We start from the raw sequence: 15,395 nt of genomic DNA, 5'->3' as shown, positions 1-15,395 counted from the left end.
TGAAGGGATCAATCCACGATCACGAACCGCCGTGCACCGGGCTTGGGCACGGTGTAGGCGGCGATGAGATCGGCGTGTTCGGCGGTAAGGCGCTGGGTATCCAGGCGGGTGCCGTCCTTGGCCCGCCTGTAGGTCACCTCGCCGCTGGCGAACACGGCCCGTGCCGCATCGCCCATGGCCTGCTGCAGGGTCTGCTTGAGCAGTTCGGCCTGGCCTTCCTTGGCCTCCAGCTCACGCCGCAGCGTCACCAGCTCGGCGAAGGCACCGGACAGCCGCCGGTCCTCGCTGAAGTCCAGCGTGTCGCCACCACCCGGGTAGAGCTGGCGCAGGGCCTTGTCCGCCGATGCGCTGCCGTCGGCCGGCGGTGGCGTGTCGGTCTCCACGTGCTCCCAGAACCGCGCCTCCAGCACAATCAGACGGGCGATCACCGCGTCGTCCCGCTCAATGCGGTGGATCTCCAACTGCTGGCCGCACAGCAGCACCGCCACGTCCGCCGCAGCCTTGCCGGTGACCGCCAATTGGTGCTGGACCTGGAGCTGGACGTGCTCGGGAACGCCATCGCGCCACAGCCGCGAGCCGAATTCGCCAGCAGTCTTGCACTCCAGGATCTGCACCTCGGGACTGCCGACGATCTCCCTGTCGATATTCGCCAACATGAAGGGAAACGTCGGGTGTTGCAGGACCGCATTGAGCTTGCGCACGCGGCGATTCGTCCTCTGCTGGTAGGCCTGTGCCACGTAGGGCTCCAGCAGCGTGCCCCAGTGCATCGGCGAGTCCATGTCGATGCCGCCTTCGTTTCCTGCCGCCCGTCCGGTCTTCTCCAGCCACAGCTCCAACTGGCTCTTGTACGGGTTCAGGCCCACTGCCGCGGCGGCATCTGAACTGCCGATGCCGCCCTTGCGGACTTCCAGCCACTGCCCGCGATCCAGCGTGCGGGTCTCCACCAGGCGTAAGGCCGTCTTTCTTCCCATCGCGTTCTCCCAAATGAAAAGGCCGCCCGGAGGGCGGCCTGTGTGGTGGTACTTCGATTAGTCGGAGATCCCGACCGGGATCGCCAGCTTGCTTCAGTCGTTCCAGAACACGTGGAGGCCGCCATCAACGGCAGGAATGAAGCGCACCTGCCCGCTGGCGACCAGAGCGCAAGCGTAGGCCTCCGGATCGGCCTGAGCTTTGATCGACTGCCCCATCAGGGCGAGTGTGCGGCACGCCCAGCTGGCGGTATCGGCGTAGGTCCCTTGGTAGCTGTCAGCGAACGCCTCGGCCGCCTGCAGCACGCGGTCGAAGGAGCCAGTGGCCCACAGCGCCTCGAACGGCGGACCGTACTCGTCCACCGCGTCCAACCAGGCCAACAGTTCGCCCAGATTCGGGTGCGGACCGAAGTCGGGTAAGCCTTCGTAGGCCAGCACCGCCCATGCCGCGTCACCCTCGCGCGCTTCCTGCGCCAACAGTCCGGCAATCTCCTTGTGCAGCACCTCGGCATCGACCACTTCGAGCCATCGACTGCCCCGATGGCCCGCCGCCTTGCTTGCATCGCGAGCCACGCAGATGCGCGCCATCACCCACTCCCATGAAAAAAAGGGCCGCACATGGCGGCCCTGATATGCAGACGCGCAGGTCACGGCTTCACCCGTATGACCACCCGGGGTCAACCGTCGAACAAGACGGCCAGCGCCTCTTCGTCAAACTCGTGCACCAGAACGAGGCTGTCGTAGTCTTCCGGGTCGATTCGCTGGCCGCTGCCATCCCCCCAGCGGATTTCGTGCTTGTGCACTGCCCAACGGGTGTACTCATAGAGGCAGAACGCCGGCTTGGGCAGATTCCAGTCCCGTGCCAGAGGGCTGCGGGGCTTCACCAGCGCCACGCAGATGAAGCTGCCGGCGTCGGCCGGAATGTCGGCGATACGGCGTCCGACAAGCGCCTTGGCCGTCGATTCAACCATCGCCACCTGCCCCCGGCGCGTCCTGCACCCGCCATCGCCCATCCGCCTCCCACCGCAATTCAGCCCGGACCACGCAGGCATCGAGATCCGGCCCCGTCATCTGTCCGTTCATGCTGTTCTCCTGTCGTCGTTGAAAATGAAAACGCCCGGCGGAGTGCCGGGCGTGTATGCCACTTCAAGGTGGATGCCGCCGCTCGTCGAACACACGCGTCTTCAGACCCATCCCCGGGCAGCCATCGACATCGCTTCGCCCGCCGTGACCACGAAGTGATCCAGCAGGCGGACTTCGACCAGCCCCAACGCACTCTTCAACCGGGCCGTCAGCGCACGATCCGCTGCCGACGGCTCGGCATGACCGCTCGGGTGGTTATGGGCCAGCAGGACCGCCGACGCGTTCAGGGCCAAGGCCCGCTGGACCACGATGCGCGGATGTACCTCCGCCCCATCCACCGTGCCGGAGAACAACCGCTCCACCGCGATGAGCTGGTGCCGGGTATTGAGGAAGGCGGCCTCGAAATGCTCCCGCTCCTCACTGCCCAGCCGTAGCCGGAAGAACGCGCCGCACGTGACCACCTCGCTCAGCGACGGGCCCAGCCCACGGAGCCTCTGCTCGAGGATCCGCAGCGCCTGGTCGATGGTCCGGTCCTCCCGCGCCCGGACGGCCCCTTCCGAGCGGGCCGCCCGAGCAACGGTTGAGGCACGCAAGCGTGACCGGGCCTGCATCACGCCACCAGCTTCATCACTTCGTCCCAGGCCCGTTGCTTGATCTGGGCACCCGGCCCAAACCAGGCCGCATCCCGGCGGTGATCGTCGCTGCGCGCACGCCGATGGTGATCGACGAACTCGGTCACGCTGTTGAGCAGACCCCACGCCGTACCGCGACTGGAGGCCATCAACGCGCCGCGCCCACCGCCTTCGTACAACGACCTCACGTTGGCCATGGCCTGCTCGTTGACCACCGTGGCCTTGCCGTCCGGCCCGGTATAGGTCAGCACCCGACGCAGCAGTCCTTCCACCGAGTCCGGATCCACCGGGCGTTCGACCAGCGCCTTCATCCGGGCCACGAAGCCATCCCAGGACGAGACGGTGATGCCCAGCTGGCGCTTCACTACCTCCGGATCGAACTGGCTGCGGTGCGGCACCTTGATCGCCCCGGTGGCATTGCCCAACGCGATCGACAGGGTGTTGTTGCAGACCACCCGGACCGAGGTGAACTGGGCGGTGGTGGCCAGCGTGCCGTCGCAGGCGGTGGCCAACAGCAGGTAGCCATCCACCTTGTCCCGGCCCTTCAGCGTCGTGCTCTGCCCGGTACGGGCCAGCGCCCAGAACTTGCGGCCCTCGCGCAGCACACCGGCCGTTTCCAGTTCGAAGCCGCTGCTGGCGGTCAGGTCCCGATAGAACTCCAGGATCTGGCCCGGCTGCACGACCTGGAAGCGCTTGGACACCACCGACAGCGGCGTACGGTTGTCGGAGCGGTACAGCACCTTCTGCTCCGGGAACGAATGGATGGCACCGATGGCGTTGTTGCCAGCGATATAGCGCACCTCCGCTTCCTCGATCTTCCAGTCCATGCCGGCCTGCCGTTTCCACACCTCAATGGGCTGCTGCGGCGCCAGCCGGTTGCCCAAGCCATGCCACGGCCTCTCGCCGGCATAGGCCATCGTCTCGACCAAATGCATCTTCGTATTCCTTGTTGTTGGCGGCACAAACGCACAAGGCCCGGTCGATGCCGGGCCTTGTGCGAGGTACCAAAGGGTTTGGGGATCAGTCGAACGGATCGACCAAGTCACTGCATCTGCTGCAGGTCGCGCTCGCCGTGCATTTCATGACGCCGGCCAGAACAGCCGTCGCCACGACCATCACGCAATAGATCAGCTCGACCTTGCTCTTCATCATCTTCATTGACTCCTGCAAAGACGCGACCAGCGCTGCGTCATGCGCGAAGCCAGCAATCACCGGCTACATGCGGATGTTATAGACCTGAAATTTCTTCGGAACTTAAGTCATATGCCGGTATTTTTCAGGAGAAAAATTACACCGTGGAGCATGGTGATGTCTGCAGCAGCAGATTCACTGTGAAATAGCACGTCAGGTAAGTGAAACTACCCCAGTGCCCACCAACGCACAAAAGTGATCGCGCAACAACTCCGGTATCCCACCCCCAGCTAGAAGAACGCCCGCCTCCATGTTCTGCTCCATCGCATGACCGGTCAGGTTGGCGCTGGTGATGAAGCACACGGCGCCGTCGGCGACCGCGACCTTGGCGTGAACCCGCCCGTCCGCGAACGGGGCCGCCCGTTCACGCCAAGCGTAGAGCTTCGCGGCGGGAACCAGCATCCGCATCTTGCCAATCACGTCGAACGAGATACTGCCGCCATGATCCTGCGACGATTCGAGCAGCATCGAGATGCTCACGCCGCGTGTGCTCGCGTCGTTCAATGCCTTCACGATGGTCGAGACGTCGTAGGCCACGAAACTAGTGACGAACAGGGTCTGCTTGGCCGCTCCGATGACTTGCAGCAGCGCCTGCTCGGTGCGGCGCGCAGAAACGAAGGGCGTCGTCGGCCCCGTCCACACGAGTTCGGTGGATTGGTGCTTCGACACGTTCTCGAACGCATGGCTGGCGGCAAGCAGCATTGAGGCCAGCTCTCCGGAGCCGACCGACGCGACCCGCCAAGCATCGACGAGCTGTTCGACGACAGCTTTGGCCGTGGCCGTGCCGACGACATCCGACAGGGCGACGCTCGCCTTCGCATCCTTGATCTTCCGTATCGCACCCGCCAGCGCCCGCACCTTCTCCGGCGAAACGAGACAGACCACGGCTGTGACGGCTTCCAGCAGCCTTTCCACGTCACAGCCTCGCGAAGAACGCGGCATCCCCTCGATCGAGGGTCTGCACCAGCAACGATCTGTCGAGGTAACGGTTGCCCCGCTCGCACGAAGTCTCGGCGACCAGGCTGCACGCATGGCAGGCCGCCGCGTGCAATGAGCGGTCTTTGCCCGGATCGTGTTCCGAGCAGAGCGGATCGGACGAGCAGACCTTCGATCGATTCAGAGCCTGCCGCAAAAGCCGCCCGAGGTTGTCCGGCTTGCCGAGATCGACGAGGCCACCCAGCGTTCCATCGGAATCGGCTGCCGCCGTATAGATGAGAATGCCCGCTTGCGGATTCGCGCTCGACACGTCGGCGTAGATGCGTTCGCGGATGCTCGCAGCGTTGTAGCCGCATTCCAGGGCCAATTCGCGGATCAGCAGGTGCGAGAGCGTGTGGAGCATGGCGTAGCGAATGCCGGGGTAGCCCTCGTTCGGATCGAGGTGACGCGAATTGCGCCATCCGCGATGGCCACCTTCGAGCATTCCATCCACACGCTTGACGCCAGCCAGCGCCTCCCAGGTCTGCAGCGCCGTTTCGTCGAACTGGATGAAGATGCCCTCGCCGTGAACCTGATTCGCCGGAACCCAATCCGGCTTGCGACGTGCGAGGCCCGCCATCTGCGGACGCTCGTTCGGATCGCTCGATTCCTCGGGCGCTTCCACGCGGGTGAAGCCCAACAAGGCATTGACCTCGCGCAGCCTCTCCAGCAACAACACCCTGCCGATCCGGCTCTCGAAGCCGGGTGGCGTGGCGACCTTCTTGCTCATGAAGTGCGGGTAGTCGGCAGGCGGATTGGCCGCCGTCAGCACTTCCCACTCCGGCCCCTTGATGTCGGCTTCGCCAACCATCTCCTGGCCGCCACCGTTGCGATGGGCTTCGATGGCTGCCCAGATGTCCGATGTCGGGTACTTGTCGATGCCCGGCAAGGCTCCGGTCTTCTTCAACGTCTTCACCGTCACGGCGACGGCGGCCTCGGAATCCAGATCGTCGAAGAACTCCCAGCCATCCTGAACCAGTTGGCCGAGCGGGTCTTTCGCCTGTGGGATGGCGAGCGCCGACAGGGTGATCGGGAACCAACTGTTCGTCGAACCCAGCAGGACGGCCCGCGCTTCCTCGTCGCACTCCTCGTCGAAGTGGTCGAGGTGGGGGTGCCTGCCTCGGCAGCTCGGCAAGTTTTCCTTCCCGGCCTTGCCGAAGGCGTGCGCCATGCTGCGCGATGCGCCACAGGCATCGCACTTCACCCACAGGTTCTCGGTCTGCAACGAAGCACCACTCTCGAAGAAGCGCAGCGTTCCCTTGCACGAACTGTTGCCGCCGTGGACGAAGTAGTGCCACGGGAAGTCGTCGAGGTGACCATCGCGGCAGGCCAATAGGAAACGCGCCGGCACGGCGTCGGCATCCTTCGCCGGCTGGTCGCCCTTGGAGCCGCGGCATCCCTTATGGACGAAGCGCGTTCGCTCCGGACGGAAGCGGTTTTCCTTGATCTCAAACAACCCCGCGTCGAAGGGTGACAGCAGGCCGCACTTCACGCATCGCATCCAGCGCGGGAACGGGCGCACGGGGACGCCGATGTTCGCTTCCGCCGACCACGGATCGACGAGTTCGCTCTTCTGGAACGGCGGCACGCGCAAGTTCTCCACCTGCGCGCCGAGCACCTTGTGCACGGCGGCGAGCAGGCGCGGCTCGGCAATGGGCTGGCAGCGATCTTTTTCCCACTGGTCGATGCCCAGTGTCACCACCGAGAGGCTCGGCAGATCGATCAGCGCACCCGGTCCGTACGTCCAGAGCAGTTGACTGGGGCGGACTTCCCCGACGGGTGTTCTATTGGTGGTCATGGTCAGTCCTCGTCCTTCGGCACCGGACGCGGCTTCCACCCGTGGTCGTCCGAGATGTGTCCCGTGTTCATGATCAGGCGCACGCCCGGCTCGACTTCGCGCATCGACATCGGCACCGTCCAGTTGTCCCACGCATGGATACCCGGCGACTTGACCAGCCCGACCATCGTCGCCGCGCGTGCGCCGCGCTTTTCATAGGCCAGCGTGCGGCCGGGCACGCTCACTTCCTTCGCCCATTCGTCCGCGCGTTCCTTCAGTTCACGCTCGGCCAAGCTTTTGATGCTGGTCGTCTCGCTGACGTTCCAAGCCCGCCGCACCAATACCTCAATGGCTTCGGTGATCTCGGGCTTGTCGGACTTGTCCAGTTCGCTCGCACCCACGTTCGGACTGAAGGCGTCGTTCCCCAGACGCATCAGGGAGAGCAGCGCACCGGTCAGGCCGCGATCCATCGCGCGCGGCGAGAAAGGCGTCACCGACTGCGCTTCCACATGCTTGTAGAAAGTCGCGTGATAGTGCTCGAAGGTCTCGTAGTGCGAGAGGTCGCGCGGACGCGCCCATGTGAGCACCGTGCAGACCAAGCCGGGGAAGGAACGGCCCACGCGGCTGGTGGCTTGGATGTACTCCGCCGTGCCCTTGGGCTGGCCATTCACTGCCATCAAGCCCAAGCGATTCACGTCCACGCCGACCGACAGCATGTTGGTCGCCAGCACCACGTCGATGGCGCGGGTGTCGCCCTCGTTCCACTTCGTCACGAACTTTCCGGTGGCAGCATCGAGCGCGGCCTTGAACTTGACCTCCAGATCGTCGAGATATTTCGGGATGTCCTGACTGGAGACGCGCGAGGTCAACTCGCGGATGTTGTTGACGCTGCGCTGCGCGAGCGCGGGCCGCTCGACCATGCTCATCTGCACGCGATAGGAACGTGTCTGCACGTCGTCCTCGGCCAAGCGCCGCATCCCGCCCAGTTCGCGCAGCGAATTGAAGTAGCCCACCATCGTCATGTACGGGTCGGCAGGTTCACCGAAGCGGTCGAACAAGGCTTGGGCGGCGGTGAGGAAGGCGGTATAGACGCGGATCAGCATCGCAGGCCGCGAACTGCCGGGCGAGCACACACCGAGATAGCGTCGTCCGGGGCGTTCCTCGATGGGGCGCTGCACGGAGAAGTAGTTGTCCTCCACGTCCAGGCCGTGCGGTGGGAACACAGACACGCGCCGCATGAACACGTTGTTCACCTGCTCCTTGGCTTTGCGCACCGTCGCCGTGGACGCGACGATCTTGGGCTTGACCGTCTTGCCGTCTAGCGTCCAGCCGGACAGTTCATCGACGGCGGATTCGTACAGGCCGACCATCGTGCCCAACGGGCCGCTGATGAGGTGGAACTCGTCCTGGATGATCAGATCTGGCGGGCGGATTGGTGCGACGTTCTTGACCTTGACCGCTGGCGAATTCTTCGACGCGGTGTGATTGCCTGTGCAATCGCAGTCAGGCCACAGCAGGCCGTGGCGCTCGCATTCCTGATTCACACGACCGAACAACGTGCGCACCTGACCGCGCCAAGCCATCATTGCGAACTTGTCCACGGTGGCTATCATCATCGTTGGTGGGCGGTGATAGATCTCCTCGTCCACTGTCAGCACCGGGATGCCCGGATACGGCGAACTGCTCGACCTGCCGCGAGAGAACGTGCAACTGCTCTTTTTGTCACCACAGTAAACGATCGTTCTGCCGCGATCCTTGTCGACGACGACGTCTTTTCCCGGGTCGATCGAGGAACCACACCAAGGGCAACTGGTGAGCTGAAGGGGCGACGTGCGTCCCGCCTTGTTCTTTCCCGAATCACGCAGAGCTTGAATGGCGTAGTGGCTTTCCTCGGTCGTGCCCGGTGTCACCTTGTTGCCGACCCACAGTCCGATGGTGAAAGGCTTCTTGCCGAGAGACTCATCACCTTGAACGAGAGCATCCCGCCGGAGTTTCTCCATCGCGCAGATCAGCGCGGTGGCGCGCTGGAACTGCTGCAAGGTCAGCAGACGCAGCGTGTAGCGCATGATCACGGCCAGACCGCGCGAACCGTCGTAGCCGCCGCGCTTGCCTTGCAGACGGCGAATCGCCATCGTGAACGCCGCCACGCCCAGATACGCCTCTGTCTTGCCGCCGCCGGTGGGGAACCACAGCAGGTCAGCATGGGCTTCCATCGGCTGCACCCGATCCGGGTGCGTGGGATCGGCCAGCGACGAGATCGACAGCAGCAGGAACGCCAACTGGAACGGACGCCAACTCCGGTTCTTCGGCTGGTCGAATTGATCGACCGTCGCGTCACGACCGCGCCGCACTTCCAGCGCATACAGACTGCGCACGCGCTGGATCGCCATCGCCTTGTTGGCGAAGCGGAAGGCCGCCAGCGCCTTTTCGTCGTTCTTCAGCGTGTCGATGCCCTGCTGCAAGCGTGTCTGGATTTCCTGACACCGATCCAGCGCCTGCGCGGCCTGCGTGTCGTATCCGACCACATCCGTGCCGATACGCTCGCGCTGTTCGGCGATCCACGCCGCGTAATCTTTCGTCAGCACGTTCAGGGCATCGACCAACTCGGTGACGTCCAACGTAGCGAGCCGCTGCATATCGAGCAGACCACTCGTCACCATCTCCTTCATCGCCGGACGGTCGGCGGGGTCGAGGCCCGGCGTCTCCGTGACCTGCACTTCGTACTGCGGCAGGACGGTGGTGCGCACTTCGGTGGCCAGCGTCACGTCGTCCGCCGTCTCGGCGTGGACAGCGACGCCATGCCCGACTGCGAACTCCACGCGGTTGCGGTAGATCATCTCCAGCGATTCGCGCTCCAGGTCGTTCCCGTCGGCGTCCAGCACGGGGCGGCGGCGGAAGATGGCGCGCGGGGATGCCTCAGCCTCCGCGCGCACGATCAGCTCCGGTTGGAACAGCCACTCGGTGTCGCGGTTGGTATCGGGTTCTTCCTGCGCGTTGATCAGGAACAGCGTCACCAAGCGATCGCCGTTGGCGTTCTTGGCGCGGACCGAACCCTGTATGCGCACCGCTGGACGGTTCGCGTCTGGTGCCTGATGAGGAATCACGCCTTCGGTGAGCGGCAGCACCAGCTTTCCGCCGCAGGGAATGCGCTGCCAGACCTTGACCTTCTGCCCATTGGGCCGCGTCAGCTCGTGTTCCTCGTTGGGCACGCGCTCGTAGCTGCCCCATCGCGCCTCGACCTCGATGCGCTCGGCGTCGCCCTCCACGCAGAAGGTCATGCCGAGGCTGCTAGGCACCAGCGACTGATTGCTGGCGGCGTCGATCTCGTCCGAACTGTCCGATTCGGGTTCCACCCGTCCGGTCGCCGTGCCAAACTCGGCACCGGGTTCGTGCTGGCCGGGCACGATGGGGTCGGTGGGCTCCTCGACCTCGTCCTCGGCCAGCGGGCCTTCCAGCCCTTCGATGCCACCTGGGGCATCCTCACGCGGTGCCAGCTTGCCGACCAGATAGCGGTCGCGCACGCTCATGTCCACGATGCGTTCGTGCGGGCCGCCCGCAGGGCCGAGCAGGTCGTCCACCACGGCAAGTTGCAGCAGCTCGCGGATATAGGCCCTATCTTCGATCGGCGGCACGCCATCCACGGTCTGATGCAGCGCCGTGGACAATGCCGCGACGAACTCGTCCCACTGGACGCGCCCGGTGTTGCCCGATGACGGCGGCGCCAGCGAGACGCTGGCGACTGGCACCGGAGCGTCGGCGACCGACAGCCGATCGAAGAAAATCGTGGTGGCTTCGAGATCGGAACGAAGCCGCAGAACGCACCCGGCGCGCACGATCTCCCCGGCGGTGTTCAGCACGAGCACCCAATCGTCCTCGGCGATGGCCTGATACAGGGAGCGGTCGCCCTTCAAGACGAGGGTATAAGGCGCGAGTCTGCGATCGGTGCCCAGACCGTGATCGACGGCGATCCATGCGTTGGGAACGCTGGCCGCTCCCGTATTCGAATCATTCTTCATCATCGGTCTCCATACAGATCCGTGTGATCGACACGTTCCGGCGTGCCATATGTGATCGGCTCGATGTCCCGATGCGGGACGACACGAGCGATATTTTCAGCATCCTCCGTCAGCCCGAGCGCCACGGTCAGCCTGTCGCCTGCCTCGATTCGTCGTGCATTGCCGGTGGTCGGGTTCAATTCGATGAGTCGGAAATGCGTCGAAGAATCCGGCCGCCGCCCCACGCGCAAACTCACGTCCCTCTGCACTACCCCGATGGCTCGGCGATACAAGTCGCAATTCGCCCCACCACCGGTGACGAATATCGGCAAACCCTCTCGCCAAGCCGCACTTCGCGGGTCTCCCCATGCGCTGGTGCGCGTTCCATCGATGACGCCGACGATGCAGCGGACGACTAGTCCCATGAAGTCCTCATCAACTTTGACGACCTCGTCCAGAGGCTTGCCACTTCGTTGCCCGAAGTCATCGGACGATTCGACGGGTGCTGCATCGTTCCACGAAAGATTGAGGTCGAGTCTGGAATGGCGGTTGTGGCGCAGATAGTGAGTTCCGAGGGGACGAACCGCAGAAAAGAAGATGGGGATGCGTGGCGGAGATGCCCGATCGTTTCGCAGCACGACGTTGAACGTCGCCACGTCGAGGGTGGCTGCACCGATGTCGATCAGCGCGTGCAGACCTTCCTTCACTTGCGGTGACCCCATATACCCCGCGATTTGAGCAACGAACTCCGGCACGACACCCGGCTCTGCTTCGAGGTCTATTGCAGAATCGGCCAAAGACCATGCAGCCAGGACGTCCTGCTCTACGACCCGATCTTCCGCCGCCAACAACCACGCGGTTCGAACGATGCGCCGAAATACATCGACGACCTTGGGGTTCTCGTGCGGCTCGGTGGGGCAACCGATGTTCAGCTCCCAGCGCAGCGAACGCCCGACGAGTTTTCGTCCAAGTTCCGCGTTCCGATAGAGGAATGCTCTCGCGTAGCGGATGACTAACGCCAGATACGCCACGGTGGCTATCGGACACGCATCCGACCCGGCCATCTCGATGACCGGGAGCTTGAGGTTCCCTCGAATATCGCCCTCGGCGAAACGTCGCCAGCAGAACTCACCATCCGGCGCGCGAACGACGAAACCGGGAACCACATAGCGTCCGATTTCCGAATGGTCCCCCGTGACGGCAGACCATTCGACGGGCACCAGATCGACACCTGCTCGAATCGCCACTTTCGTGAAAGCTGTTCCGAAATCCACCCCGACTCTGACGGCCATCGGTACCGATCGTTCGCCTCGATGATCGGGATGCTGCAACGATCTGCCGATGTCACTCCACTCCGGCATGTTCAGAGCACATCCGTCATCGATGCGGGGTCTGAACGGTGGCGGAGGCAGCACGCTGGGCCGTGCCGACGGCTTCTCGCTCGGCGCTACGACTGCGACCGGAGTGGCATATTTCTGAACGGGATTCCGGGCAAACGGCTTCTTCGGAGTCGGCTGCCCGCCTGCCAGCCATGCCGGCGGTGCCTCGAGGTCGAGCTTGGGGGAATCCTCACCTCGTTCCTTGCCGTGTCCCGCCCCCCGTAGTGCGTTTTTGAGATCCCGCAGTTGATCTTTCCAACTCTTCATGGACGACCTCCCGCCCGCACCACGTCCACGAGCAAGACGCAGATATCGCGCGTCTCAGCCGAAAAGGCCTGACTTTTGCGCGCCAGCGTCGCTCGACGGGTTTCCATCCGGGCCAGGAAATCCTCCATCTTCTTGCGTTCGGCATTCGCCAAGCCCTTGCGCCGCTTGCCATCCGGGCTGCTTCCATACAGCGACGCATAGTACTCGTGGCTATTGATCCGCTTCTCGAACCCCTCACACTTCTTGCGGATGTGGTCATCCAATAGCTGAGAAAGCACGTCGGCGCGGTCTCGGTTCTCGCGCCATTTTTCATCCTTGATCGCCTTGTACCGATCCCTAAGCATTTCCTCGCTTCGTTCTGCGGCGGCCACCCCGGCATCCGGTGGGACATCCACCGCCACCGTCGGCCAGTCGCCCCCCGACTTCCTGACCGAGTCGAGCATGGTTTCCGCTATCCGATCGTCGAGGGACGCCTCCCGGTCGAGATGTATGGCAGCGACCAGGAGATGCTCCTCCTCCTTCACGCCGGAGAAGCTCGCCAGTCGGGTCATCAGCGCATATCGGCCCACCTCGATACCTTCGGCAGCGACTCTGGCGGCGTAGAGCGGAAAGCGATCCTCCGCTCCTTCGGCCTTACGCGACAGGAAACGAACGATCGGATGAAAGCGATGGACAATTTCCTCACCAGGTTTGGGCTTGTCGGTGATCCTGTCGGTGAAGCGACAACGCTTCGTCTGACCGGAGGCAAGCCCCGTCTTCCCGACCAGATTCTCCCGCCTCACGAACTCGTCCAACTCCGCCGCAAAGCCGGGACTCAAGCCGATGTCGAACGTGTCGGCATCACCGTGCACCGCGACGAGCCGACAACCGGGGACGTTCCTGAGGCACCCGTCGACGTAACGGACCAGGTCGTGCCGGGTGACGATCTTTCCATCGCCGCGCGCGGCTTCGATCTGCGCCAGCAGTTGCTGACCGTGTGCCACCAGTTGGATCGCTTCCCGCTCCAGTTCTTCCTGTTTGCGCTTGGCATTCTCGATCGCCAGCGCCACCTCCTCGATCAAGCGCGCTTCTTCATCGACGGTCAGATGCTTCGACAACAAGATGTCTTCGAGCTTGCGGACTTGGCCGAGGATTTCCTCCGTTTCGCCCAAGGTGCTCTCGAAAACACCGATGCGCTTGGCCAGCCTCGAAATGATGAGTGCATCAATCGTGTCCTTGTGGACGAAGTTCCACACCAAGATGCGCTTGGACATTTGACCGATGCGATCAATGCGCCCGATCCGCTGTTCGATGCGCATCGGGTTCCACGGCAGGTCGTAGTTGACGACGAGACGGCAGAACTGCAAATCCACGCCTTCGGCGGCAACGTCCGTGCAGACCAATACACGGCAGTTCCTGTCCTCTCGGAAGGCGGCAACCACGGCTTCCTTATCGAACTCCGCCCCGCCCATCAGCAACCCGGCCTCCACGTTCTCGGCGGAAAGCCGCTCGACGAGATAGCGCGCCGTGCCCCGAAAGGTGGTGAACACGATGGCCTTGGCCTCGCGATCCTCGGCCACGAATCGCTTGAACGCCTCGGAAAGCTCGGCGAATTTTGAGTCGTTCCTGCTCAGATCGCCGAATCCGAACTGGGGCAGCGTTCTGCTCGCCAGCCACTGTTTGAGGCCAGATGTCCGTTCGGTCAGTTTCTCCTCGTCTTCGTCGATCTCGTCCATCGCCGCCGCGAGGGCGTCGGCGTCGAGGCCGTCGTCGCGCCAAGTCCGCAGCAAGGCGGCCGGACTGGATGCAACCATGCGCTGTGGCGTGGATAGCAGGAAACCATGCTCGATGCCATTGGCCAGCGCATACTCCCGCGTTCCTTCGGTGATCGCCTGATAAAGCTCCCGCTCCACGGGCGACATATCCGCCTCGAACACCGTGACGTCACGCAACACGCGATCGGACTGCACTTCCCGTTTGCGCGTGCGGCTGACGATGTGCGCGAGCAAGTTGAGCCGCTCGAGTTTCGCGGCGATGTCGATGCGACTGTCGTTCGTCCAGTCCTTGATCGACTCCGCTTCCTCGATCAAGCGATCGACGCGCTCGGATCGCTCGAACCATCGAGACGACTCGATTTCGCGGATCGCCGTCATGATCTGGTCGGCATCGCTCGTCGGATCACGCACGACGTCACTCGCGGCGATTACCGGACGGTTGGCGAGGACGACGTTTCGGAAATCTTCCGGATACTCGAAATGATCCGGGTCGAGCAGCCGCAATACATTGAACAAATCATCCGAACCCAGATTGATCGGCGTTGCCGAAAGCATCAACTGGTGCGTGCTGACATCCCTCAGCAAGCTACCTGTCCGCCACGCGCCCGTTTCTTCGTTGCGCATGTAGTGCGCTTCATCGAAGATCACCAAGTCCAACAACGGCTCTTGATCGGCATGCTGGTAGAGCAAGTCGGCGAGCCGGGTGCGAACCGATCGCTTGGGCTTGTCGCTCTCGTTGGCATCCCAATCGCTCGGTACGCGGATGCCCTGGTAGCTGACGATCCATGCGCGTTCCCGATGCTCGGCCGAAGCCAGTTCTTGCCGCAACGTTTCCGCATCGACGACACGCGCGTCCAGACCGAAGCGTGACGAAAGCTCGAACCGCCACTTCTCCCGTAGCATGGCGGGGCACACCACCAGGAGGCGGCGCATGTCGTAGCGGGCACGCAGTTCAGTCCAGATCAGTCCCGCTTCGATCGTTTTGCCCAGACCCACCTCGTCAGCGATCAGCAGGCCGTTGACGGGCGAGTCCAGCAGGGTGAGCAAGGGCTTGTATTGATGAGGGTAGAAGTCGGTCTGGGTCAGTCCCATCGCATAGACGACATTCGACAGACGCCCCGCCAGATGGATGTGCGTCAGCAACTGGCGCAGGTCATCTACCCGCCCGTAACGTCCTTCTCGGATCAGTTCCAGAGGATCGTCGCCACCCGCATCGACCGCGACCAACTCCTCCTCGTAGTGCCAATCCAGACGCCCATTCCAGTTCACGCGATACTGAGTCCCGGATGTACGCGCGCGTGTCTGATCGGTGACCGTGCCGATCTTGGCCGGATCATCGATATGGCGAACGAGTTGACCAGGACTCCACGGCAT

At 63.5% G+C, this 15,395-nt stretch carries 11 protein-coding genes; all 11 read right to left on the bottom strand.

The genetic code is table 11. The features are described 5' to 3' along the window. Positions 1–8: 8 nt before the first annotated feature. A complete protein-coding gene (locus tag LDO11_RS04025; protein ID WP_232140446.1) occupies positions 9–971 on the bottom strand; it encodes a YqaJ viral recombinase family nuclease in 963 nt (320 codons plus the stop codon). A gap of 93 nt (positions 972–1,064) precedes the next feature. Further along, positions 1,065–1,556, bottom strand: a complete 492-nt coding sequence (locus LDO11_RS04020; RefSeq protein WP_232140445.1) for an antirestriction protein ArdA — start codon at positions 1,554–1,556, stop codon at positions 1,065–1,067. An 89-nt stretch (positions 1,557–1,645) separates the two neighbouring features. Continuing rightward, a complete protein-coding gene (locus tag LDO11_RS04015) occupies positions 1,646–1,945 on the bottom strand; it encodes a hypothetical protein (RefSeq protein WP_232140444.1) in 300 nt (99 codons plus the stop codon). A gap of 207 nt (positions 1,946–2,152) precedes the next feature. Next, positions 2,153–2,662: a JAB domain-containing protein gene (locus tag LDO11_RS04010; RefSeq protein WP_232140661.1), complete on the bottom strand. Its 510-nt coding sequence runs from the start codon at positions 2,660–2,662 to the stop codon at positions 2,153–2,155. Beyond that, on the bottom strand, positions 2,662–3,618 hold the full coding sequence (locus LDO11_RS04005; RefSeq protein ID WP_232140443.1) for a DUF932 domain-containing protein: 957 nt from the start codon (positions 3,616–3,618) through the stop codon (positions 2,662–2,664). The genes LDO11_RS04010 and LDO11_RS04005 overlap by 1 nt, the downstream gene beginning before the upstream one ends. 85 nt (positions 3,619–3,703) lie before the next feature. Then, the gene (locus LDO11_RS04000; RefSeq protein WP_232140442.1) at positions 3,704–3,895 is read right to left on the bottom strand and encodes a hypothetical protein; all 192 of its coding nucleotides are present in this window, start codon (positions 3,893–3,895) and stop codon (positions 3,704–3,706) included. Positions 3,896–4,027: 132 nt separating this feature from the next. Then, positions 4,028–4,789, bottom strand: coding sequence for a DISARM system phospholipase D-like protein DrmC (drmC, locus tag LDO11_RS03995; RefSeq protein WP_232140441.1), 762 nt, complete (start codon positions 4,787–4,789; stop codon positions 4,028–4,030). A 1-nt stretch (position 4,790) separates the two neighbouring features. Next, positions 4,791–6,647 carry a DUF1998 domain-containing protein gene (gene drmB, locus LDO11_RS03990; RefSeq protein ID WP_232140440.1) on the bottom strand — a complete coding sequence of 619 codons (1,857 nt, stop codon included), beginning with the start codon at positions 6,645–6,647 and terminating at the stop codon, positions 4,791–4,793. Between the two features lie 2 nt (positions 6,648–6,649). Further along, on the bottom strand, positions 6,650–10,642 hold the full coding sequence (gene drmA / locus LDO11_RS03985; protein ID WP_232140439.1) for a DISARM system helicase DrmA: 3,993 nt from the start codon (positions 10,640–10,642) through the stop codon (positions 6,650–6,652). Then, entirely contained in the window at positions 10,642–12,267 is a 1,626-nt protein-coding gene (locus LDO11_RS03980) for a hypothetical protein (RefSeq protein WP_232140438.1), read from the bottom strand. The genes drmA and LDO11_RS03980 overlap by 1 nt, the downstream gene beginning before the upstream one ends. Continuing rightward, positions 12,264–15,395, bottom strand: coding sequence for a DISARM system SNF2-like helicase DrmD (gene drmD / locus LDO11_RS03975; RefSeq protein ID WP_232140437.1), 3,132 nt, complete (start codon positions 15,393–15,395; stop codon positions 12,264–12,266). Before drmD ends, LDO11_RS03980 begins: the two co-directional genes overlap by 4 nt.

The organism is Alterluteimonas muca (genome assembly GCF_021191595.1).
Taxonomy (GTDB): Bacteria; Pseudomonadota; Gammaproteobacteria; order Xanthomonadales; family Xanthomonadaceae; genus Luteimonas; species Luteimonas muca.
The sequence above is the reverse complement of the archived record's forward strand: the minus strand, read 5'-3'. Positions and strand labels throughout refer to the sequence as shown.

Bases quoted from the DNA above. Each gene is read 5' to 3' on its own strand.
- LDO11_RS04025 (WP_232140446.1), bottom strand. From the start codon at position 971: ATGGGAAGAAAGACGGCCTTACGCCTGGTGGAGACCCGCACGCTGGAT.
- LDO11_RS04020 (WP_232140445.1), bottom strand. From the start codon at position 1,556: ATGGCGCGCATCTGCGTGGCTCGCGATGCAAGCAAGGCGGCGGGCCAT.
- LDO11_RS04010 (WP_232140661.1), bottom strand. From the start codon at position 2,662: ATGCAGGCCCGGTCACGCTTGCGTGCCTCAACCGTTGCTCGGGCGGCC.
- LDO11_RS04005 (WP_232140443.1), bottom strand. From the start codon at position 3,618: ATGCATTTGGTCGAGACGATGGCCTATGCCGGCGAGAGGCCGTGGCAT.
- drmB (WP_232140440.1), bottom strand. From the start codon at position 6,647: ATGACCACCAATAGAACACCCGTCGGGGAAGTCCGCCCCAGTCAACTG.
- drmA (WP_232140439.1), bottom strand. From the start codon at position 10,642: ATGAAGAATGATTCGAATACGGGAGCGGCCAGCGTTCCCAACGCATGG.
- LDO11_RS03980 (WP_232140438.1), bottom strand. From the start codon at position 12,267: ATGAAGAGTTGGAAAGATCAACTGCGGGATCTCAAAAACGCACTACGG.
- drmD (WP_232140437.1), bottom strand. From the start codon at position 15,395: ATGCCGTGGAGTCCTGGTCAACTCGTTCGCCATATCGATGATCCGGCC.